Raw genomic sequence first — 23313 nt, forward strand, 5'->3', positions numbered from 1 at the left:
GCCGGGCCCGTTCCTTACGAATCGATTCGATTTTCCGGAGACCGCGCCCATCTCAGGAGGAAGGCACCGTCACCCTTCCCTCCCGGCGCTCGTGGGCGGCGGCGAGGATGAGATACGCGCTGGCCGTCCAGGTATAGGCGCGGTCGCGGAGGCCCGCGCCGCTGCGGGCGTCGAAGTTCTCCGCGAACCCCGACTTCTCGCACAGGGTGCGGAAGCGCGCGCTGATCTCGTCGGCCAGCTCCGCGTATCCGGCGCGGCGAAGCCCGTCCTCGATCAGGACGGTGGAGGGCGCCCAGATGGGCCCGCGCCAGTAGCCGTCGTCCTGGTAGTGCGGGGAGGTCGTCAGCTCCGTGGCGAGCCCGAACGCCGTCAGGTGCGTCTCGATGCCGCTCGCCAGCGACGCGCGGACCGCTTCGGGCAGTTCCTCCCCCAGCACGATCGGCATCAGGTCGAGCAGGCTGGAGCTGGACCACGTGCGTCTCGAATGCGCGCTCCGGGCGACGAACCGGTCGACGCTCCACAGCTCGGCGAGCAGCGCGTCGCGCATACGGTCGGCCGCCCGCGACCAGTGAGCCGAGTCCGCGGGCCAGGCGAGCCCGGCGGCCAGACGGGCGAGCTCGCGCATCTGGAGGATGAGAAAGGCGGCCAGGTCGGCGGTCTCGACGACGCGCTCGGAATCGAAGGTGGTGGCATTGTCCCAGCCGCTGTCGTTGCCATGCTGGTAGTGGGCGAGCTCGTGACCAGGGACACGCCGGTGGGTCAGCCAGAAGGACGTCCACCGCTCCAGCCGGCGATAGACCTCGGCCGGTTCGTGTTCGTGCGACGGATCCAGATGCCGCAGGGCCCAACCGTGGATGGGCGGCTTGACGAAGTTGTAGAGGATCTCGGAGTGCGTGACGGAGTCGGGCAGCGCGCCGGCGGCGTCCTGGTGGTCGAACACTATGTGAAACTGGTCCCACGCCAGGTCCGGCAGGCCGTCCGCGAGGGCGATGGCGTTGAAGCAGTGGTCCCAGCTCCACACCTTGTCCATCCAGTGCTTGGACATCAGCACCGCCGGGCGGCTGAGGAACCCCGCCGGACGCACGGTGGCCGACCACAGGACGTAGGCGGCAAGCTCCGCGGCCGGGGTCCGATCACTGCGCCAGGGCCCCACGGCGTCGCGGAAAGCCTCGAACTCGGCCTGCGCGGCCGAGACCACCTGCTCGAAGCCGTTCCCCCGCGTGTAGGGGGCGCGGGCGGCCTCGTACTCCTCGATGGCGATCTCCCACGGTTCGTCGTCGCCGGGCATCACGACGCCGCGCACGGCCGTGCCCAGAACCTGCGCGCCGAGGTATTCGGCGACGCGTCCCTCGAGAAGCGTGACGCGGTAGCGGCGGCCGGTCTGGTAGACGGTGAAGACCCATGAGCCGTCGCCGGGATCCTGGTAGAAGTACGGGCCGCTGAACGGCGTCAGGACCGCGTCGGCCGCCAGCAGGCGCAGCCCGAGGCCAAGGCCGCGCACCCGCACCGTGTCCGGGCTCTCGTAGGCGACGTCGATCCGTCCGGCGTCGCAGGTCCAGGTGAGCCGGTGCGGCGCGGCGGTGACGGCCGTCTCTGCGCGGGCGCCCTTCACGGTCGGGATCAGCCGCAGGATCGGATGCATGCCCGTCTGGTGCGACACCAGATGGACGTCCTGCGCGTAGGTCTTCTCGGCGATCACCGCGGAGAAGCCGAACCAGGATCCGCGGAAGCTGAACGGGATCTCCTGCGGGGAGAACACCGGCCCGGCGGCGACGGTCATGAAGTGAGAGCCCTTCTGGAAGAGGAGGCCGGTCAGCTCTTCACCGCGCCCGCGGTGACACCCGCGGCGACGTAGCGCTGCGCGATGACGAGCAGGACGGCCGTGGGTATGGAGGCGATCACGGCGGTGGCCATGATGGCGTTCCACTGCTGGTTGTTGTTGCCGATGTAGTGGTAGATGCCGAGCGTGATCGGCTGGAACGCGCCGCCTTGGTCCAACGTGCTCGCGAAGACGAAGTCCGACCAGGCCCACAGGAACGCGAACAGCGACACCGTGATGATGGAGTTGCGGCTGACCGGCACGATGATCGACCAGAAGGTCCGCACGGTTCCGGCGCCGTCCACCCGTGCCGCCTGCATGAGCTCCTCAGGGATGCCGGACATGAACGTGGTGAGGATCAGCACCGCGAACGGCGCGGCCAGTGTGGAGTCGGCCACGATCAGTCCCGTGACCGTGTTGAGCATGCCGACGTTGAGGAAGATGGCGTAGAACCCCATCGCCATGATGATCCCCGGGATCATCTGCGCGATCAGCAGGACGAAGCTCAGCGTCCCGCCGCCGCGTGGGCGCAGCTTCGCCAGCGAGTAGGCGGCGGGTGTCGCGACCAGCAGGGTCAGCGCCACCGTGCCCAGGCCCACGACCAGGCTGATCCCCAGGTAGGGCAACTGCTGGTCGAGGGCGGCCCGATAGCCCTCCAGGGTGCCCTTGACGGGGAACCAGGAAGGCGGGCTCTTGCGCATGTCCTGCTCTCGCGTGAAGGACACGTTGATCATCCAGTAGACGGGGAACAGCATCACGCCGGTCAGCACCAGCCCGATCGCGGTCTTCCCCCACCTGCGCGCGTCCGTCATGAGAGGCTCTGCTTTCGCTGCACACGGATGTAGACGAGCCCGAAGAACAGGGCCATCACGATCAGCAGGTTGCCGACCGCCGCCCCGGGGCCGAACGCCGGCAGCAGGTTGCCGAACCCCAGTCGGTAGGACCAGGTGGCGAAGGTGGTGGAGGAACCGCTCGGCCCGCCCCTGGTCATGATCCAGATGATGTCGAACACCTTCAGCGTGTAGACCAGCCCCAGCAGCAGCGTGACCGCCGACACCGGGCGCAGCAGGGGGAAGGTCACCTTCCAGAACCGCTGCCAGCCGGCCGCCCCGTCCAGCGCGGCCGCCTCGTGTATGGCCGGGTCGATGGCCTGGAGACCCGAGTACAGCACCACCAGATTGAACGGAACGCCGATCCAGATGTTGGCGATGGTGACCGACCACAGCGACCAGTCGGGCGAGGTCAGCCAGTGGACCGGTTCGGCGCCGAACGCGCCGAGCACGGCGTTGACGACCCCGGAGTCGCTGTTGAACATCCACGACCAGGTGGACGACGACACGATCAGCGGCAGCAGCCACGGCACCAGGAACAGCGCCCGCAGGACGGCCGACAACCGGAAGTTCTTGAGGAAGAACATGGCCAGGGCGAGCCCGATGGTGAACTGGAAGGCCAGCGAAACCAGCGTGAACACCGCCGTGTGCCACAGGGCGGGCCCGAATGTCGCGTCGCCGAGGACCTCGGCGTAGTTTGCGAACCCGGTGAAGGGCGCGTCCCCCTGGACGAAGGAGCGCACCGTGTAGTGCCGCAGGCTCAGCTCGACGTTGCGGTACAACGGGTAGGCGTAGAACACCAGCAGGTAGACGACCACCGGCGCCAGGAAGGCCCATGCCGCCCACTGGCCGGACCGGGGGCGCGATGCCGCCCGCCGGCCTCCGCCCGCCGCCGGTGCGGGCCGGTCGGCGGCGGGGGCCGGCGCCTGTGTCACTCGATTCATGCTCGCGTCGTCCGGATGCCTACTGCGCCGCCGCGGCCTGCGCGCCCGTCATCGCCTCTTGCGGGCTCTTCGACCCGCTCAGCGCCGCCTGCACCGCGCCCCACATCGGCTCGGAGATCCTCGGATACTTGGTGCCGAGGTCGTCGCTGGTCCGCCCCTTGGCGGCCTTGACCGCCTCCACCCACACCTTCAGACCCGGGTTCTGGGCCACCTGCTTGGTTTGCACCTCCTCGGTGGGCGCGACGTAGGACAGGGTGGTCGTCGTGGTGAGCGAGTTGCCGGTGTTGGTCAGGCAGGCGACCAGCTTCTGGGAGGTCGCGTAGCGGGCGGTGTCCTTCTGCACCGGGATGCCGACGAACTCGCCGCCCGTCGGCGCCGGCGCCGTTCCGCCGTTCTTGCCGGGGATCGGGATGATGCCGTAGTCGAAGCCGACCTTCTCGGCATTGGCCAGCTGCCATGTGCCGTTCTCGGCGAAGGCGTACTCTCCACCGGCGAACTCCTGCCAGCTGGTGGTCTGGGTGTTGTTGATGACCGAGTTGGGGGCGTACCCCTTCTTCAGCCAGTCGGTCCACAGCGCCACCGCCGAAACCCCCTCCGGGGAGTCCAGCTTGGTGAGCTGGGCGCCGGACCCCCAGAACCAGGGCAGGAACTGGAAGCTGCCCTCCTCGGTGCCGATCGCGGAGAACGTGATGCCCTTCTTGCCCGACGCCTTGACCTTCTCCAGTGCGCCGGTCAACGACGCCCAGTCCTTGACCGAGGCGATGTCCACCCCGCTCTTCTTGAGCACTTCCTTGTTGTAGTAGAGGGCCAGGGTGTTGGCGCCGATGGGAACGCCGTAGGTCCTGCCCTGGCTCTGCCCCGCGGCCAGCAGGTTCGGCGCGATGGCCGAGGTGTCGAGCTTGTTCTCCTCGGTCGTCGTCAGGACTCCGGCCTCCGCCAGCGTGGACACCACCGGGTTGTCGACGATGAGCACGTCCGGCGCGTTGCCCTGCTGCGCGGCCAGCAGCGCCTTGTTCGTCAGGTCGCTGGTGTCGTAGGCGGCGCGCTCGACGGTGACACCCGCCTGGGTGCCGCAGGTCTCCAGCAGCTTGACCCACTCGGAGCTCTTGTCGTGCTGGGGATAGGGATCCCAGATGGTGTAGTTCCCGCCGGCGGCGGCCTGGCTCTCGCTCGCCGGGGCTCCGCTGCCGCCGGACGATGAGGAGCACGCGACCAGGCCACCTGCGGCCGCCACGGCTGCCAGACTGAGGCCGGCCGCACGCCGGCTCATTGCCGCTGATCTCATCATCCTGACCTCCGCCGATACGTTACGCGGCTGTTTCACGATCCCTTGTCGAATCGGTTCGACCAACATAGGCCCGGGTGTCGCGCACGTCAATGGGACCAACGAAAACCGCGCAGGCCGGCTCTTCCCCACGAACGACCGAACTACGATGGTGCGTATCGGTTCGACCACGTGAGGAGCACCGGGTGAACATCGGGGAGATCGCCAGGCGGTCGGGCGTGTCCCGCAGCACCGTCTCGTACGCCTTGAGCGGCAAGCGTCCGGTGTCGCAGGAGACCCGGCAGCGCATCCAGGCGGTCATCGACGAGCTCGGCTACCGTCCCAACGCGACCGCCAAGGCGCTCAAGGAGGGCAGGACCCGCACCATCGCCCTGGTCATCCCCCCAGCCAGCCGGCGCCTGACCGACGTGCAGCTCGGCTTCGTCGCCAGCGTCGTCGACGCCGCCGGCCGCGCCGACCTGGACGTCCTGCTGTCACCCTCGGGCGGCGAGCACGACCGTTCCTTCGAGCGCGTGATCGGCGGCAGGCGCGTGGACGGTGTCATCCTGATGGAGATCCGGCTGGAGGACGACCGCGTCACCCGCCTGCGGCAGACCGGACTGCCGTTCGTCACGATTGGCCGCACCCGTCACCCAGAGGACATGACCTGGGTCGACATCGACAGCGACATCCTGATCTACAAATGCGTTCACCACCTGGCCGATCTGGGCCACCACCGCATCGCCCTGGTCAACCGCTCCGCCGAACTGGTGGCCGCCGGGTACGGCCCCGGCCACCGGGCCCAGGCCGGCTTCACGCGCGCGATCGCCGAACGCGGCCTGGAAGGCGTGCAGACATGCTGCGCCGACGACGCCCAATCCGGAGTGTCCTGCGTCGAGCGGCTGCTGGAGGAGCATCCTGGACTGACCGCCATCGCCACCGTCAACGAGGCCGCCACGCCAGGCCTGTACCGCGCGATCGAGCACGCGGGACTGGCCGTGCCGCGGGACTTCTCCATCGCCGGGGTAGCCGCACGGCACCTGGCCGAGAATCTGCACCCTCCGCTCACCGCCGCCGACGTGCCCGCCGACGAGCTCGGCGCGCACGCCGTCGAGCTGCTCATCGAGCGCATCGCCGATCCCGCCACCCCGCACCGCGATCTCCTCCTCGCCCCGCCCATCTCCCTCCGCGGGACCACCGCACCCGCGCGGCCCCGCAACTCCTCGCCCTCCTGACGACCGCGGAGGGGCGGCGGCACAGCCGCGTGACTCTCCGTCACGACCTCGCCGAGCCGTCACTCCATCCCCCTCCACCCCGCAAGCGCCTGCCGCTCCGCCCGCACGCCTGGAGGGACGACCGGACGCCGACTGGACCAAGGTCGGGCCGACCGTCACCCCGCCCGGCATCGCCGGAACCCAGAACGCGGCGCTGATCGCCACCTCGCACGCCTCCGGCGTCACAGGTCACTTCAGCTTCAGCGACTTCAGCGTGAGCCATTAGGGGGCGGCACCTCGGGGGTGCACCGCTACAGCGGTGCACCCACGCGTCCGTTCCCGGCTGCCACCTGACCCGGCCGACCGGGTGAAGGGTTCACGCGTCCGCGTCGGGACGCAGCGCTCGGGCACACATCGTCAGCCCCTCCACCAGCGTCTTGCCCGTCGCGTCGTCGACCTCGGCGAGCATTGCCGTCTCGATGGCGTCGAGCGAGCGATCGCAGTGCTTCAACAGGGACAGGCCCTCGCGGGTGAGTCGGGCGCACAACACCCGGCCGCCGTCCGGGTGCGGATCGCGACGGATCAGCTCACGCTGCTCCAGGTCGCGTATGACGAGGTGCATCGCCTGCGGCGTGACGAAGGCGATGCGGGCGAGTTCCGCCGATGACAACCCGTCGCGCATCCGCAGCTCGCTGAGCACCATGTAGGCGGGGGTGGTGACGCCGTGCTGGGCGAGCGCCTCGTCCAGGCGGGCCCGGATGCGACGCTCCAGCCGGAACACCAGGTAGCTCAGGCGCGGTGCGGGCGCGGCCGGTTCAGACTTCCGGGGAGGACGGCGGGCGGTCACCGAAAGACCATACCGTGCGGCCACTGAATGTAAGTTTCGCGACCGAAATCAAGGCACTTGATAACAAGTAGCTTGATAACCAGCCCAAAGGCGCCGCCCCAGGGCCTGGTCGGCGTGTCCGCTACAGGCGTCACCTTGACCACCGATCCTGACTACGCCTACTTTGCAACCGCCGAGCCCGACCCTCCGGCATTCCTCGGCGCCGCGGCCCCGTGCCATCGAGCAGAGGAGAAGCCCGCACACCCAGCAGAGGAGAGCGGATGAAACGATTGACCGCCTTACTTGCCAGTGCCTGCGCAGCGCTGCTGTACGCCGCCGTCGCGCTGGTGTCCCCGCATCACGCCGCCGCGGCCACCCTGACCGAGGTGACGAACTTCGGCGCCAACCCCGGCAACCTTCGCATGTACGTGTACGTGCCGAACAACGTGCAGCCGAACCCGCCGATCGTGCTCGCCATGCACCCGTGCGGCGGCTCGGGGCCGAGCTTCTCCTCCTCCAGCGAGTTCCCGTCGCTGGCCGACCGGTACGGCTTCGTCGCGATCTTCCCGTCGGCGTCGAAGAAGGCCAACTGTTTCGACAACTGGTCCGACGCCTCGAAGATGCGCGGCGGCCAGACCGACCCGGTGTCGCTCATGTCCATGGTCACCTACACCGAGCAGCAGTACCACGGGGACCCGAACCGGGTGTTCGCGACGGGCAGTTCCTCGGGCGCCATGATGACCAACGCCATGCTCGCCCTGTATCCGGAGGTGTTCAAGGCGGGCGCGGCGTTCATGGGCGTGCCGTTCACCTGCTTCCCCAACGAGGCCGCCTACCAGCCGGGCGGCAACTCCGCCCCGTGCGTCGGCAAGACCGCGCAGCAGTGGGGCGACTTGGTGCGCAACGCGAACCCGAGCTACCGGGGGCCGTGGCCGCGGATGCAGCTGTGGCACGGCACCAACGACACCGTCGTCGCCTACTCCGAGCTGGAGGAGGAGGTCAAGCAGTGGACGAACGTGCACGGCCTGAGCCAGACGCCGACCAGTACCACCACCCCGCAGGCCGGCTGGAACCTGCGCCGTTACGCCGACGCGTCCGGGTCTGTGAAGGTCGAGGCGTACAGCATCCAGGGCGCCGGCCACAGCCTGCCCGCGAGTGGCATGGCCGCGGTCGCCATCCAGTTCTTCGGCCTCACCGGCGCCTCGCCGTCCCCGGGCCCGACCGTCTCCCCCTCTCCAACCCCCACCGTCACCCCGACGGGTGCTCCGTGCAGGGTCATCTACACCGCTAACACCTGGAACAACGGATTCACCGCCGACGTCACGATCACCAACCGCGGTGCGACCGCCATCAACGGCTGGACCGTGACGTGGACCTGGCCGGGCAACCAGCAGGTCGGCAACGCTTGGAACGCCACCGTGACCCAGTCGGGAGCGCAGGTCACCGCACGCAACGTGAGCTACAACGGCACTATCGCCCCCGGAGCCGGCACCAGCTTCGGCTTCCAGGCCGGCTACAGCGGTACCAACACGGCGCCCAGCCAGTTCACCCTCAACGGCACCATCTGCGCCATCACGTAACGGCGGAAACGGCCTTCAGTGACGGCTGCCGACAGTGCCGCCGCGTCGCGGTGACGCGAGCTCACCTAACGGCCAGGGCTCGCGCCATCGCGGCTCCCGCTGCGTGGATCCGCTGAGGCCGCGTCGCGACGCCGACCCAGGTGATGGCCTTCGCCGGGGGCGGACGGCCGCCCCCGGCGAAGGTGGTCATGGGTGTCTCAGCTGCGGGTCCAGCGTTGGTTGGTCCCGCCGTTACAGGACCAGATGACGAGCTTGGTGCCGTTGGCGGTGGCGTTGTCGGGCACGTCCAGGCACTTGTTCGCGCCGACGGCGGTGATGGTGCCGTCGGCGTTGAACCGCCACTGCTGGTTGGACTGCCCGTTGCAGTCCCAGATGATCACGTTCGTGCCGTCGGCGGTGCCCCGGTTGTACACATCCAGGCACTTACCGCCGTAGACGCGCAGCTCCCCGGAGCCGGTCGGCGCCCACTGCTGGTTGGCCTGCCCATTGCAGTCCCAGATCTGCGCCTGCGTACCGTTGGCCTGCGAGGCGCCGGTGACATCCAGGCACTTACCCGAGCCCACACCTCTGATCGCCCCCGTACCGGGAGGAGTGGGCGTCGGGGTGGGACTGGGGGTGCCCCCTCCGCTCACGACGTACATGGCCGCCCCGTGCCCGGGCACCGACGCGCTGATCGTCCCGGACGAGGAGGACGTCGTGTGCGCCCACAGGTCGCGCACCGAGTAGAAGGACGCCGACCCCAGGCCCAGGGCGGAGGCGGTGGTGGAGACCGTCGAGGTCGCGGTACCCCGGTTGAGCAGCACGACCGCGACCGAGCCGTTGGACATCGGCTTGCGCCACACCTCCAGGTTCCCGTCGTCGCTGATCTTGTGGCCCTGCCTGCCGCCCCAGTTCTGGTTCACCGCGATGACCTCGGTGTTGGTGAGGATAGTGCGGGTGTCGGCGCTCATCGTGCGGATGTCGTTCCCGGCGACGAGCGGTGCGTTCAGCAGCGACCACAGGCTGAAGTGCGCCCGGCCCTCGGTCCCCGTCAGCGAGCCGACGCCGACTTCCAGCATGTCGGGGTCGTTCCAGCCCCCCGGCCCCGAGTACGCCTCCAACCCGACCTGCTGGTCCAGGATGCCGGTGATCGAGCCCCAGTTCGCCGCGATGTCACCCGTCGTGCGCCAGGAGTTGCCCACCGGCATCCCCCAGGTCCACACGCTCTCCTGCCCCCAGTTGCACAAGCTGTACACGATCGGACGCCCAGTGGCGGCCAGGGCGTCCCGCATGGCCGTGTACCGCTGCTGCCCGTTCATGCCCTGGTGGTCGCCGCAGTTGTCGTACTTGAGATAGTCGATCCCCCAGGACGCCCACAGGGCCGCGTCCCGCCGCTCGTTGCCCAGGCTGGCGGGGTAGCCCGCACAGGTGGTGGTTCCGGCCGAGGAGTAGATGCCGAGCTTCAGCCCTTTGCCATGGACGTAGTCGGCCATGGCCTTGATGCCGTTGGGGAACTTCTGCGGGTCCGGCACCAGGTCCCCGTTGGCGTTGCGGCTCCTGGTGGACCAGCAGTCGTCGATGTTGACGTAGGTGTACCCCGCCGCCGCCATGCCACTGGAGACCATGGCGTCCGCGGTCTGCCGGATCAGGCCGTCATTGACGTTGCAGCCGAAGCTGTTCCAGTCGTTCCACCCCATCTGAGGAGTGCGGGCCAGACCGTTGTCCAGAGCGGCGACCGGCGACGTCTCACCGCCTATCGCGACCATGGACGCGGCGGCCAGTACCGCCGCCAGTGTCAATCCAAGAACTCTTCGCATCTGATTCCTCTACGTGGGGGGTCGGAGAGATATCCGGACAATCGAGCGGATGATGTCGTGTGATGCTGCGTGCTTCTGCCTCGCTCGTAGGACGCGGTCCGGTGGCGGGTCAGGGGACGGTCATGTCGAATCGGTTGATGGTCACGGCACCTCCGAGTGCTTTGGTGGCGTGGTTGAGGATGGCGTAGCGGTAGCCCATGAAGAACTGCCAGGCATTGTTGAGAGTGAATGCGGGGCCCAGGCCGGTGAAGTTGACTCCGTCAGTGCTGTAGGAGAAACGGGCCTGCCGGCCGGTGCCGGGACGGATGTCGGCGTTGACGCGCAGCCATATCCGGCCACCGGAGACAGGGGCGCTCGCCGCTTCGGTTCCGGTGCCGGTGGTGTTCCAGTTGCCGTCCATGGTGAGGTTGTTGACCATGGCCACTCTGGTCAGGGTGCCGTCGCGTTTGACCCCGATCCACGCCGAGGAGTCGCGCAGCATGGCCAGCCCCGCCCGGTCGCCATCGTTCATGGCGGTGTAGTCCAGGCTGATGGTCGCGGTGGAGCGGGGTCCCTGGATGCGGTGGGTCAGCGTGTTGCGGGCGGAGTACAAATCGTTCGTGACAGTGGCGGTCTGCAGGCGCAGGCCGTTGTTCACCGAGTATTTGGTGGTGTCGGGATTGTGGTTCCATTCCCATTCCGGGCCGAGGGTGGTGCCGGCGAAGGTGTCGGCTCCGGTGGGGGGTTTCACCTGGCGCGGCGGGCGGGGCACGTTGGGGTAGGGGTACGACGTGCCCCAGGCCCCGTTGACGGTCTGCAGGACGGGCCAACCGTCTGAAGTCCAGGTGACCGGGGCCAGCGCCGGAACCCGGCCGCCGGGATAGGAGTCGACGAAGGCCATGTAGTACCAGGCGCCGCTCTGGGTCTGCACCAGCCCGCCCTGGTGCGGCACTCCGCCTCCCGAGATCGGGCCGGGCAGGTCGAGCAGCACCTGGCGCAGGGTGTAGGGGCCGAAGGGGCCGCTGGTCGACTTCAGCACGTACTGGCCGTTGGCCGGGCGGGTGAGGAAGATGTAGTAGTTTCCGTTGATCTTATAGAAGCGTGACCCCTCAAGGGTGCCGATGTTGGACGGCGTGCTGAACACCTGCTGGGTGCGCACCTGGCTGCGTCCGTCGGCCGACAGCTCGGCCACGCTGATATTGGTGTTGCCATAGGCGACGTACATCTTGTCGTCGTCGTCGACGAGCAGCCCGGCGTCGTAGTAGCAGTTGTCGATCGTGGTGTGCCTGCTCCATTGCCCGTCCACCGCGGTGGCGGTGTAGATATAGGTCTTGGCGAAGTCGATACAACCGCCCCAGTAGAACGTCTTGTTGCTCTTGCGATAGTTCAAGAACGACGCCCAGATCCCCCGCACATACCCACGCCCACCGTTCAGGTCATATTTAGAGCCGAAATCAAGCTTCGGCACCGAGTGACCAGCGAACTCCCAATTGACCAGATCATAGGAACGCAGGATCGGGGCCCCGGGCGAATAATGCATCGTCGAAGCCGAGTAGTAGTACGTATCTCCGACCCGGAAGATGTCCAGATCCGCCAGATCCTGCCACAACACCGGATTGGAGAACTGCGACGACGGTGGCCATGGTCCACCGGTGGGACTCGGCGACGGGCTCGGGCCGCCGGTCGTGCCGCTCCACTTCTGGTTGGCCTGCCCGTTGCAGGTCCACAGGATGACGGCGGTGCCGTTGGCGGTGCCTGCTTGGTTCACATCCAGGCACAGGCCCGACTGCGAGCCGGCGATGGATCCGTCGGAGTTCTGCCGCCACTTCTGGTTGGCCTGTCCGTTACAGGACCAGATGATCACCTGCGTGCCGGGCGAGGTCTGATTGTTGTACGCGTCGACGCATCGCGTGCCATTCAACGTCCGCAATTCGCCCGCGGAGGTGAACTCGAACGCCTGGTTGGCCAGACCGTTGCAGTCCCAGATATCCAGTGCGGTACCCAGCGTGTCAACGTTGCCCTTGACGTCCAAACAGCGTCCGGAAGCGGCACCGACCAGCGGCGTCGCCGCCGCCGAGGCCGGCACGGACCAAGTGAGCGCGGTCGCGAGCAACGTCGCGAACGCGGCCACCAAGCACGCTGCGACAGCCACCGGTGAGCGTCGCCGGCGGTCCGAGCGGCCGGACGGGCGAAGGGGGGAATAATGCATGTTCTTCTCCTGGAGGTGGAGTAGACACTGGCGAAAGCGGTCGTGCCCGCGCGACCGCACGGATTCGGCACGAGCGGACCTTGATGGGACGACGTGGCTTTCGCCGGAGGCGGCCGCCGGTCCCCGGGCATAGATGTGTCGCGTGTCAGGTGCGGGCCCAGCGTTGGTCTGTGCCGCCGTCGCAGGATCAGATGGCCGGCTTGGCACCGTTGGCGGTGGCGTTGCCGGGCACGTCCAGGCACTTGTTCACTCGTGGTCGTGGGCGCCCGGCGAGCTCGGCCCGTTGGGCTGCGACACCTAATTGTTAGCGCTAACAAATTTAGGGCGAATCTGGCGCCTTTCTCACTCGGACCGGCTGAGGTGGTGGTATGGCGGAGCAAATACGACGCGACAGACTCCGTCAAGGCTCCGTCTCTTGTCCGCCATGGCCTTTCGACCCGCCGATGGGGCGTCATCAGCCCTAACAGACCGCGGTCGCACTTCCGCGAGGGGGCGAGGTGTGAAACGTTCATACGTTCGTGGCGGGGCGTGACGGGCGGTGTACTCGCCCGACGACGTGCGGAACCGAGTCACACGAGTGCACAGGCCTGCCGGGAGCCCGGATAATCTCGTCGAACCGATTCGTCGACAGTCTTGACATGTTTCGTGGTGGTTTCCACACTGAGTCCCCAAGGCGGCTTCCTCCTGCCGGGGTCGGTGGTGAGCGGCAGGAGCCCCCGGCTGCGATACGGGTCGGCGACGATCCCGTCGTGGACCGCGCGGGTCTCCCCCATGTCTCGCATCAATCCCAGCACTGGAGGCTCAGGTATGGGCGAAAACGCCATACCCCCAGATCAAGCTCGGCCACCTTCAGCCGGCCGCCCCTCGCCCTGCGCTTCTCCGAAGCGAGCGATCCGAGCCGTCCTCCCCCACGGAGCCGTCCCACCACATTGATCTGGACGCCGGTCCGGGGCACGTCATGCGTGAAAGGCCAGTCGACCATCACCTACCCGCATCGAAAGGAGTCCGCTTCATGAGCCGGCGAAGAAGGACCAAGGCGTTCGCCTCGACTCTTGTGGTCGCGCTGCTGACGGCCGCGATCTCCCTGATCGGTGTCTCGTCAGCGCAGGCCGCCGTCGCGATCACGATCAACGGCGGCTCCGGCGGCCGTACGCTCGACGGCGTGGGCGCCATCAGCGGCGGCGGCGGCAACAGCCGTCTGCTCGTCGACTACCCCGAGCCCCAGCGCGGGCAGATCCTGGACTACATGTTCAAGCCCGGCTACGGCGCGGCCGTGCAGATCCTGAAGGTGGAGATCGGCGGCGACACCAACTCGACCAGCGGCGCCGAGCCGAGCCACCGGCACACCGCCGCCGACCTGGACTGCGGGCGGGGCTACGAGTGGTGGCTGATGGAGCAGGCCAAGGCGCGCAACCCGAACGTCAAGCTGGCCGGCCTCGCGTGGGGCGCGCCGGGCTGGATCGGCAACCGCAACTTCTGGTCACAGGACATGATCAACTATTTGGTCGACTGGCTGAAGTGCGCGAAGAACAGCCACGGGCTGACCATCGACTATCTCGGCGGCTGGAACGAGCGGGGCCGTGACCTCAACTGGTACATCAACCTGAACACCGCCCTGGACGCCAACGGCTTCGGCAACGTCAAGATCGTGGCCGACGACACCAGTTGGGGGGCGGCCGACGACGCGGTGAACAACGCGGCTTTCCGCAACGCCGTGGACATCTTCGGATCGCACTACGTGTGCGGCTATCGCAGCGCGCAGACCAACTGCCCCAGTTCCACCAACGCGGTCAACTCCGGCAAGCAGCTGTGGGCCAGCGAGAACGGATCCGACGACTACAACGACGGCGCCAAGGCCCTCGCGCGCGGCATCAACCGCGACTACATCGACGGCAAGATGACCGCCTACCTCAACTGGCCGATCGTCGCCGCCATCACCCCGAACATCCCGTGGCCGACGATGGGCGTCGCCATCGCGCCCCAGCCGTGGTCGGGGTACTACGCAGTGGGCAAGAACGCCTGGACGATGGCGCAGACCACCCAGTTCACCGCGCCGGGTTGGCGGTACCTGGACTCCTCCAGCGGTTACATCGGCGGCGTCCGCACCAACGGCAGCTATGTCTCGCTGAAGTCCCCCGACAACTCCGGCTACAGCACGATCATCGAGACCGTGGACGCGAGCGCGGCCCAGACCCTGAACTTCACCGTCACCGGCGGTCTGCCCACCGGGGCCGTGCACGTGTGGTCCACCGACCTCAACTCCGCCAATCCCGCCGACCACATGGTACGCGGAAGTGACATCACACCCTCGGGCGGCGCGTACTCGCTGACCGTCCAGCCCGGCCGCGTATACACCGTCACGACCACGACGGGCCAGGGCAAGGGCACCGCCACGAGCCCGGCGCCCGGGTCGATGGCGCTCCCGTACTCGGACGACTACGACGGGTACGCGGTCGGCAAGGAGGCCAAGTACCTGATGGACCAGCAGGGGGCCTTCGAGGTGACCGCCTGCGGTGCGGGCCGTGCGGGCAGGTGCGTGCGCCAGATGTCGCCGCGCATGCCGATCACATGGGACGGGGACTACGATCCGTACGCGCTGCTCGGCGACGTGAACTGGAGCAATTACACCGTCTCCTCCGACGTCCTGCTGGAGCAGGCGGGCTACGTCAAGCTCATCGGGCGCGGGGGCACGCAGCACTACGGCCCGGCCGGGCAGAACGCCTACTACTTGCAGGTCACCGACGCCGGCGCCTGGTCGATCCAGCGCAACACCGCCGCCAACGTCGTCACGACACTGCGCAGCGGCACCGCGGCCGCGCTCGGCACCAACCGCTGGCACACGCTGTCCCTGGGCTTCTCGGGTTCCACGATCACTGCCAAGATCGACGGCGCGACGGTGGGCACGGTCACCGACGCGATGTGGGGCGCCGGCCAGGTCGGCATCGGCACCGGCGCGACCGAGACGGCGCAGTTCGACAACCTGTCCATCACGCCCGGCCCGGGCGGCGGCCCGTCCAACGTGCTGCGAAGCGCGGCGTCAGGCCGCTGCCTGGACGTCCCCGCACAGTCACAGGCCAACGGCACACAGGTGGCGATCTGGGACTGCAACGGCGGCGCCAACCAGCAGTGGAACCTGACCGCGGGCAAGCAGCTCCAGGTGTACGGCAACAAGTGCCTGGACGCCGAGGGCAGCGGCACGGCTCCCGGCACCAGGGTCATCATCTGGGACTGCGGCGGTGGCGCCAACCAGCAGTGGAACCTCAACGCCGACGGCACGGTCACCGGCGTGCAGTCGGGCCTGTGCCTGGACGTCACCGGCGAGGCGACCGCCAACGGCACGCTCGTAGAGCTGTGGACCTGCACCGGCGGCGCCAACCAGAAGTGGACCCGCACCTGACACCGCGCCGACGAATCGCGCTGCCATAGCTGCGCCCAGTTCGCTTCGTGAGCGGTAACAACTGATCTTCGTACGAATCCCCTCTTCCTCGTGCCGCGTGGAGGTGGGGTTCAGCGGAGCTGCGCCTTCTCCCTTACTCCTCAGATCTCATCAGCTTCGGCAGAAAAGGCTTAGTCATGCGCGAAAACGCCGTACCCCCAGACCAAGCCCGGCGACCAGGCGGCGGCATCCGCCGGATGGTGGTCGCCGGCGCTCTCGGTGTCCTGGGCGTGACCACGGCACTGGCGGTCCCCACCTCCGCCGGTGCCGCCGCGGGCACCCTGGGCGCGGCGGCCGCACAGAGCGGCCGCTACTTCGGCGCCGCGGTGGCGGCGGGCCATCTCGGCGATTCGACGTACGTGGCGACGTGGGACCGGGAGTTCAACTCGGTGACCCCCGAGAACGAGATGAAGTGGGACACCACTGAACCCTCCCGCGGGTCGTTCAACTTCGGACCGGGCGACCAGATCGCCAACCACGCCCAGAGCAAGGGCATGAGGGTTCGCGGGCACACTCTGGTGTGGCACGCGCAGTTGCCCGGCTGGGTGGGCAACCTGTCGGCCGGCGACCTGCGCACTGCGATGACCAACCACATCAACGGCGTGATGGGCCACTACAAGGGCAAGATCTACGCCTGGGACGTGGTCAACGAGGCCTTCGCCGACGGCGGCGCGGTCGGCAGCCTGCGCAGCTCGGTCTTCACCGAAACTCGGCAACGGCTTCATCGAAGAGGCCTTCCGCGCCGCACGCGCCGCCGACCCGGGCGCCAAGCTCTGCTACAACGACTACAACATCGATGACGCCGACGCCAACAAGACCCGCGGCGTCTACAACATGGTCCGCGACTTCAAGGCCCGGGGCGTGCCGATCGACTGCGTCGGCCTGCAGTCCCACTTCGGAAACCCGCCGGCCAACTACCAGCAGAACATCGCCCAGTTCGCCGCCCTGGGGGTGGACGTCCAGATCACCGAGCTTGACGTGGGCGGCGGCGGTTCGACCCAGGCCGACGCCTACCGCCGCGTCACCCAGGTCTGCATGGCCGTCGCCCGCTGCACCGGCATCACGGTCTGGGGGATCACCGACAAGTACTCGTGGCGCAGTGGCGACACCCCACTGTTGTTCGACGGCAACTACAACAAGAAACCCGCCTACGATGCCGTCCTCACCGCGCTGAACGGCGGCACCTCCACCCCACCACCTTCCGGCGGCGGGGCGATCAAGAGTGTGTCGTCCGGCAGGTGTCTTGACGTCTCCGGCGCCTCGCAGGCCAACGGCGCGCAGGCGCAGATCTGGGACTGCAACGGGCAGGCCAACCAGCAATGGACGCCGACCAGCTCCGGCGAGCTGCGCGTCTACGGCGGCAAGTGCCTGGACGTCAACAACCGCGGCACCGCCGACGGGAGCAGCGTCATCATCTGGGACTGCAACGGCCAGAACAACCAGCAATGGCGCTTCAACTCCGACGGCAGCATCACCGCGGTCGGCGCGAACAAGTGCCTGGACATACCCAACAACACCACCGCCAACGGCACCAAGCTCCAGATCTGGTCCTGCAGCGGCGGCACCAACCAACGCTGGACCCGCACCTGACACACCGCAGCCTTACGTCCGGGACGCACGACCGCCCCTGGCAAAGGTTCCCGAGTCCGGCGGCGGCCGACGCCGGTGCACTACCGAGGAGAAGAACGATGCGGCCTTCATCCGCAGTCACGGCGAGAAGTCCCGACATCCTTCAGTGACACAGATGGAGGCCGTTTCGACAGCATGTTAATGCTCACAGTCGAGCGGTGAATGGTGTCCCCGTTCTTCTCAGGCAGTGGCAGGAATCGGTTCCGTCAGGATCCCCGAGACCGGCGAACCCCTCTCCAGACGGCGGTCGCACATGTGCCCGCCCCAATTCTGAAGGTGATCATGAAAGTCGCATCTCCCCTCCGGCTCGATGTCATATCCAGGCGCGGTGTGCTTTTGGTCATGGCACTGCTCTGCGCTGTGACGATGATCCCGGGCACGGCCCGGGCGGACAATCCGATCATCCAGACCATCTATACCGCCGACCCTGCTCCGCTGGTCTACAACGGCCGGGTGTACCTCTACACGGGGCACGACGAGGACGGTTCGACGTACTTTACGATGAAGGATTGGCGGGTGTGGTCGTCGGCGGACATGGTGAACTGGACCGATCACGGTTCTCCGCTCAGCGTCGCCACTTTCAGCTGGGCGAAGTCGGACGCGTGGGCGGGCCAGGCCATTTACCGGAACGGTAAGTTCTACTGGTATGTCCCGACGACCAACCGGTCGACCGGGCGGATGGCCATCGGGGTGGCGGTCTCCACCAGTCCCACCGGGCCGTTCACCGACGCCATCGGCCATCCGCTGGTGGAGAACGGCGAGATCGATCCCACGGTGTTCATCGACGACAACGGGCAGGCCTATCTGTATTGGGGCAATCCGCATCTGTCGTACGTGAAGCTGAACACCGACATGATCTCCTACTCCGGCAGCGTGACGCAGATCCCGCTGACCACCGCGGGGTTCGGCACCCGTACCGGGGACGCCAACCGTCCGACCCTGTTCGAGGAGGGGCCCTGGGTCTACAAGCGGGGCGGCCTGTACTACAACGTGTTCGCCGCCAAGTGCTGCTCTGAGTTCATCGGCTACTCCACCGCCACCGGCCCCACCGGCCCGTGGACCTACCGCGGCACGGTCATGCCCACCCAGGGCAGCAGCTTCACCAACCACCCCGGCGTCATCGACTTCAACGGCGGCTCCTACTTCTTCTACCACAACGGCGCTCTGCCGGGCGGTGGTGGCTACACCCGTTCGGTCGCGGTGGAGAAGTTCAACTACAACGCCGACGGCACCATCCCGACGATCAACATGACCACGACCGGGGCGCCGCAGGTGGGCACCCTGAATCCCTACGTCCGCCAGGAGGCCGAGACGGTCGCCTGGGAGTCCGGCGTCGAGACCGAACCCTCCAGCGAGGGCGGCATGAACGTCGGGTGGATCGAGAACGGAGACTACGTCAAGGTCAAGGGCGTCGCCTTCGGTTCGGACGCGACGTCCTTCAACGCGCGGGTGGCCTCGGCGACCAGCGGCGGCCGGATCGAGCTCCACCTGGACGGCGTCAACGGCGCGTTGGTGGGGACGTGCACGGTCCCGGGCACCGGAGGCTGGCAGACGTGGACGACGGTCACCTGCCCGGTGAACGGCGCGACGGGAACCCATGACCTGTACTTCAAGTACACCGGCGGGAGCGGCACCCTGTTCAACGTGAACTGGTGGCAGTTCAACGGGGGCACAGGTACCGGTGGGAACCTGCTGACCAACGGCGACATGGAGAGCGGCACGACGGGCTGGGGCGCGTCCGGCGGAACCCTGTCGTCAGACACCAGCGCCGTGCACGGCGGCGCGCGGGCGCTGTCCATCACCGGGCGCACGGCGTCGTGGAACGGCACCACCCAGGATGTGACCGCCAAGCTCACCAACGGCAAGAGCTACACGACGAGCGTCTGGGTGCGGTCGCAGAGCGGTACGCCGAGCGCGAAGGCGACCCTGGCGGTCACGGCCAACGGCACGACGAACTACCTCCAGCTGACGCCGGCGACGACGGTCAACTCCGGCGGCTGGACCCAGCTCACCGGCACGGCGACCGTGTCGTGGAGCGGGACGCTGACCGGCGCCACCTTCTACGTCGAGACGGCGGCGGGCACCGACGGCTTCTCCATCGATGACGCCTCGTTCCAGTAGTCCCACGCAGACCGTCGCGCACGCGCCGCTCCATCACGATCACCGACCCCGCGTCGTGGTCGGGGTGACGCCGAGGCGGCGTGATCGCCCGGGTGGGGGCCGTCACGACCCGGCCCGCACCCGGGAGGCCGGGCCGGACGCCGGACGGCCGAGGTTCTCCCGCAGCCAGGTCTCGGTGGTGCTCACGTGCATGAGCGCCGCGGCCTGGGCGAGAGGGGCGTCGCGGCTCGCCAGCGCCCGGTAGATGGCGACGTGCTCGTTGACCGTGCGGCCGGCCGCGTCGTCGTCGATTAACCCGCGCCACACGCGGGCGCGCAGCGTCCGGCCGGCGATGCCCGCGAGCAGGGTGCACAGTGCCGTGTTCCCCGTCGCCGCGAGCACGGCACGGTGGAAGTCGTCGTCATGGCGGTTGAGCGCCTCGACGTCGTCCTGTGCGTCGATCATCGCGTTGAGGTGGTGTTCGACCTCCCGGAGCTGGTCGGCGGAGATGCGCGTGGCCGCGAGGCCGGTCGCGACCGGCTCCAACAGGCGCCGCACCTCGGTGACCTCCAGCAGGTCGTCACCCCGCATCATCTCGACGGCGAGGCCGACCCCCTCCAGCAACAGCTCCGGCTTGAGGCTCGTGACGTAGGTGCCGTCGCCCCTGCGCACCTCCAGGACACGTGTGGTGATGAGCGACCGGACGGCCTCCCTCAGCAGGTTGCGGGACAGGCCCAGTTCGGCGGCCAGATCCTGCTCCGAAGGCAGCCGCGCCCCTGGCGGAAGGGCCTCGTCCTTGATCAGCTGCCTGATGTGCTCGATCGCCTGCTCGGTTAGAGACATAACCGAATCTTCCTACCTCCCCGCCACGCGGTCGAAGCCAGCGGAGTACAGACATCCCATGTCTCGAAAGAAGGAATGAAAGACTCAGCAGACACGAGGGTATCCCCAGCAGAAGGATCAAAGAAGGGGAAGCGGCCAGAAAACTAGGTCTGACGTGGCGATATAAGGTCCTGAGAGGACTCGGGGACCGCCCCGGCGGCCTCGGCCTCAGGCCGTCTCCGCGACATTGGCCGGCAACAGGTCTGGACATTCCCCTGCGCCTGGCTTACAAATACATCCCATGTCCAAACTGTGAAGGTCTCTTCACGTTCGCCAACACCCAAGGGTTCTGCGCCGGTGGACGTGCATGGGTTGCGCGCCCAGCGTGCGGGCGCAGGATTCCGTGCGACCTGGAAGAGCTCCTCCAGCTCTCGAGAGGTTCCCCATGTCCTCGTCCTCATTCCAGTTCAGCCGCCGCACACTGCTCGCGGGGGCCGGAGGCGTCGCGGCCGCCGGCCTGCTGGGGGTGCGCACCGCGTGGGCCACCGACGGGCCGCAGAGCTACACCGCGAGCTGAGCGTCGGTCGACCAGCACCCGCCCGCTGCCGAGTGGTTCCAGGACGCCAAGTTCGGCATCTACTACCACTGGGGAGTGTTCAGCGTCCCTGCGTTCGCCAACGAGTGGTACCCCCGCAATATGTACAACAACGGGTCGAATGAGAACAACCACCACAAGAGCGTCTACGGCGATCCCTCGGTGTGGCCGTACCACAACTTCATCAACGGCGCCCGCGACAAGGCGGGCAACTGGGTGCAGTTCGCCCCCAAGCTGAGGTCCGCCGGCGGCAACTTCGACCCCAACGAGTGGGCGCAGCTGTTCGCCGACGCCGGGGCCAGGTTCGCCGGGCCGGTGGCCGAGCACCACGACGGCTACTCGATGTGGAACAGCAGGGTGAACGAGTGGAACTCCGTCGCCACCGGACCCAAGCTCGACCTGCTGCGGCTGCACGCCGACGCCATCCGCGCCAAGGGGCTCAAGCTCCTGACGGCTCTGCACCACACCTACAACTTCACCGGCTTCTACCAGTGGGCGCCCGCGCAGTCCACGACGTCGTTGAAGAAGCTGTACGGCCAGCTCGACCGGACCACCGAGAACCAGCTGTGGTACGACAAACTCAAAGAGGTCATCGACGGCTATCAGCCCGACGTCATCTGGCAGGACTTCAACCTGAGCCAGCTCCCCGAGTCGCAGCGGCTGAACTTCCTGTCGTACTACTACAACCAGGCGGTCGCCTGGAACAAGGACGTCGTCGCCACCTACAAAGACGGGTTCAACACCCGGGGCGAAGTCGTCGACTACGAGCGCGGCGGCCCGGCCGCCATCCAGACCCCCTACTGGCTGACCGACGACAGCATCTCCAGCTCCAGCTGGTGCTACACCATCGGCATCGGCTACTACTCGCTCGAGGCCATGCTGCACTCGCTGATCGACCGGGTCAGCAAGAACGGCAACATGCTGCTCAACATCGCCCCCATGGCCGACGGCACCATTCCCTCCGGGCAACGGACGATCCTGCTCGGCATCGGGGACTACCTCAAGCGCTTCGGCGAGTCCATCTACGCCACCCGCGCCTGGGCGACCTACGGCGAAGGCCCGACACAGATGGGCGGCGGCTCCTTCACCACGCCGCGGCCCGGAACCAACCGCGACATCCGGTTCACCCGCAGCAAGAACAACACCATCCTGTACGCCACCGTGCTGGGCTGGCCGGGCGGCACGCTGAACATCGGCACCCTGGGCTCGAACCAGATCAACCTGAGCACCCTGGCCTCGGTGCAGCTACTGGGCTCCACGGCCGGCCAGTACACCAACCTGCCCACCCGCACCCAGGACGGCTCCGGCCTGCACATCACCATGCCCTCGTCCAACGCCCCGTTCAGCGCCCCCGCCTACGTGGTCAAACTGACCTTCTCCGGCCAGATCCCCGCCCTGGGCTCCGGCCCCACCCCCACCGGCTATGTGCGGATCACCAACGTGACCACCAACCTGGTCCTGGACAGTGGCGGGAACGTCGCTTCGGGGTCGGCGCTCAAGCAGTGGAACTACGACGGCAGCACCAACCTGCAGTGGCAGCTGGTGGACCTGGGCGGCGGCTGGTACCGCATCGTCAACCGCACCAACGGTATGGTCGCCGACAGCTGGGGCAACACCGCCAACGGCGCCAGTTGCCCGCAGACGACCTGGAACGGCGGCAACAACCAGCAGTGGCGGCTCAACAGCCTCGGCAACGGCCGCTACCAGATCATCAACCGCGGCACCGGCACCGCCCTGGACGGCGCCGGCATCACCACGGCCGGCTCCGCCGTGCAGCTGTGGACACCGAACTCCAGCACCAACAACCAGTGGACCATTACCGCGGTCTGAGCGGCTTCGCCCGGCCCGCATCACTGCTGGCCTCGCCTGACCGACCCCAGAGGGACACCTCCCCACCGACCGTGGCCGCCAGGAGCTGACGACGACGTAGCTTGCCATGCGCGACCGCGCCTTCCCGCGCCGCGACGGCGGCCACCGCCGCAGGCATGCCCTAACCCATGTCCGCTCGGAATCGATTCGACGCAAGGGCCGACACCAGGCCGAGCCGTCCGTCGGTGAAATTTTCAACCTGAGACATCAGCGGTGATCTCGACCGCCTCCCTGGTCGGAAGTGGAATTAATGGATCGTCGCGGGCGAGCACGGCGTGAGAAGAAAGGCCGATTCTTGACAGATCTCGTCGCGGTCATATTTGCTCCGCTGCACTGTCACCTCCGGTCAAATCGCACGAGAGGAGCACTCGCCACTCGGTTGAATGTTAGCGCAAACACAA

General features: G+C 67.6%; 15 protein-coding genes and 2 pseudogenes. 9 read left to right on the forward strand and 8 right to left on the reverse strand.

What is annotated here, in order from left to right; genetic code table 11:
• Positions 1-52: 52 nt before the first annotated feature.
• From MYF83_RS28785 to MYF83_RS28800, 4 genes are read right to left on the reverse strand one after another with little or no spacing between them, the layout of a single operon-like run.
• Positions 53-1780 (reverse strand): amylo-alpha-1,6-glucosidase, encoded by a 1728-nt coding sequence (locus MYF83_RS28785; RefSeq protein WP_248963866.1) that lies wholly within the window; start codon positions 1778-1780, stop codon positions 53-55.
• A 32-nt stretch (positions 1781-1812) separates the two neighbouring features.
• Positions 1813-2631, reverse strand: coding sequence for a carbohydrate ABC transporter permease (locus MYF83_RS28790; RefSeq protein ID WP_248963867.1), 819 nt, complete (start codon positions 2629-2631; stop codon positions 1813-1815).
• Positions 2628-3593, reverse strand: coding sequence for a carbohydrate ABC transporter permease (locus MYF83_RS28795; protein WP_248963868.1), 966 nt, complete (start codon positions 3591-3593; stop codon positions 2628-2630). The genes MYF83_RS28790 and MYF83_RS28795 overlap by 4 nt, the downstream gene beginning before the upstream one ends.
• Positions 3594-3612: 19 nt before the next feature.
• The gene (locus MYF83_RS28800; protein WP_248963869.1) at positions 3613-4863 is read right to left on the reverse strand and encodes a sugar ABC transporter substrate-binding protein; all 1251 of its coding nucleotides are present in this window, start codon (positions 4861-4863) and stop codon (positions 3613-3615) included.
• A gap of 200 nt (positions 4864-5063) precedes the next feature.
• Between MYF83_RS28800 and MYF83_RS28805 the strand changes: the two genes are divergently transcribed.
• Complete coding sequence (locus MYF83_RS28805) at positions 5064-6092, forward strand: LacI family DNA-binding transcriptional regulator (protein WP_248963870.1); 1029 nt, start codon at positions 5064-5066, stop codon at positions 6090-6092.
• A gap of 355 nt (positions 6093-6447) precedes the next feature.
• Here the strand turns inward: MYF83_RS28805 and MYF83_RS28810 are convergent, their stop codons facing one another.
• The gene (locus MYF83_RS28810) at positions 6448-6918 is read right to left on the reverse strand and encodes a MarR family winged helix-turn-helix transcriptional regulator (RefSeq protein WP_248963871.1); all 471 of its coding nucleotides are present in this window, start codon (positions 6916-6918) and stop codon (positions 6448-6450) included.
• Positions 6919-7178: 260 nt separating this feature from the next.
• On the opposite strand from MYF83_RS28810, the gene MYF83_RS28815 reads away from it, so the two are divergent.
• Positions 7179-8477, forward strand: coding sequence for an extracellular catalytic domain type 1 short-chain-length polyhydroxyalkanoate depolymerase (locus MYF83_RS28815; protein ID WP_248963872.1), 1299 nt, complete (start codon positions 7179-7181; stop codon positions 8475-8477).
• A gap of 197 nt (positions 8478-8674) precedes the next feature.
• Here MYF83_RS28815 and MYF83_RS28820 read toward each other — a convergent pair whose 3' ends face one another.
• Both MYF83_RS28820 and MYF83_RS28825 read right to left on the reverse strand, forming a co-directional pair.
• Positions 8675-10273: a lectin gene (locus MYF83_RS28820; RefSeq protein WP_248963873.1), complete on the reverse strand. Its 1599-nt coding sequence runs from the start codon at positions 10271-10273 to the stop codon at positions 8675-8677.
• 109 nt (positions 10274-10382) lie between these two features.
• The gene (locus MYF83_RS28825) at positions 10383-12383 is read right to left on the reverse strand and encodes a lectin (RefSeq protein ID WP_248963874.1); all 2001 of its coding nucleotides are present in this window, start codon (positions 12381-12383) and stop codon (positions 10383-10385) included.
• Positions 12384-13473: 1090 nt separating this feature from the next.
• Between MYF83_RS28825 and MYF83_RS28830 the strand changes: the two genes are divergently transcribed.
• The 4 genes and pseudogenes from MYF83_RS28830 (at position 13474) to MYF83_RS28845 (ending at position 19647) form a co-directional block, all read left to right on the forward strand.
• Entirely contained in the window at positions 13474-15858 is a 2385-nt protein-coding gene (locus MYF83_RS28830) for a ricin-type beta-trefoil lectin domain protein (protein WP_248963875.1), read from the forward strand.
• Between the two features lie 236 nt (positions 15859-16094).
• A pseudogene (locus MYF83_RS28835) lies at positions 16095-17004 on the forward strand (glycoside hydrolase family 10 protein); the annotation flags it as partial.
• 117 nt (positions 17005-17121) lie between these two features.
• Positions 17122-17487 carry an RICIN domain-containing protein gene (locus tag MYF83_RS28840; protein WP_248963886.1) on the forward strand — a complete coding sequence of 122 codons (366 nt, stop codon included), beginning with the start codon at positions 17122-17124 and terminating at the stop codon, positions 17485-17487.
• 381 nt (positions 17488-17868) lie between these two features.
• The gene (locus MYF83_RS28845; protein WP_248963876.1) at positions 17869-19647 is read left to right on the forward strand and encodes a family 43 glycosylhydrolase; all 1779 of its coding nucleotides are present in this window, start codon (positions 17869-17871) and stop codon (positions 19645-19647) included.
• A gap of 102 nt (positions 19648-19749) precedes the next feature.
• On the opposite strand, the gene MYF83_RS28850 is transcribed toward MYF83_RS28845, so the two are convergent.
• Positions 19750-20469 (reverse strand): FadR/GntR family transcriptional regulator, encoded by a 720-nt coding sequence (locus MYF83_RS28850; RefSeq protein ID WP_248963877.1) that lies wholly within the window; start codon positions 20467-20469, stop codon positions 19750-19752.
• 424 nt (positions 20470-20893) lie between these two features.
• Here MYF83_RS28850 and MYF83_RS28855 point away from each other — a divergent pair, with 424 nt between their 5' ends.
• The 3 genes and pseudogenes from MYF83_RS28855 to MYF83_RS43130 all read left to right on the forward strand — a co-directional run bounded on the left by MYF83_RS28855 (position 20894) and on the right by MYF83_RS43130 (position 22873).
• The gene (locus MYF83_RS28855; protein ID WP_248963878.1) at positions 20894-21025 is read left to right on the forward strand and encodes a twin-arginine translocation signal domain-containing protein; all 132 of its coding nucleotides are present in this window, start codon (positions 20894-20896) and stop codon (positions 21023-21025) included.
• 24 nt (positions 21026-21049) lie between these two features.
• Positions 21050-22048 (forward strand): annotated as a pseudogene (locus MYF83_RS43125) (alpha-L-fucosidase); the annotation flags it as partial.
• A gap of 63 nt (positions 22049-22111) precedes the next feature.
• Positions 22112-22873: an RICIN domain-containing protein gene (locus tag MYF83_RS43130; protein ID WP_279340196.1), complete on the forward strand. Its 762-nt coding sequence runs from the start codon at positions 22112-22114 to the stop codon at positions 22871-22873.
• Positions 22874-23313 lie beyond the last annotated feature (440 nt).

The organism is Sphaerisporangium perillae (genome assembly GCF_023276435.1).
GTDB lineage: Bacteria > Actinomycetota > Actinomycetes > Streptosporangiales > Streptosporangiaceae > Sphaerisporangium > Sphaerisporangium perillae.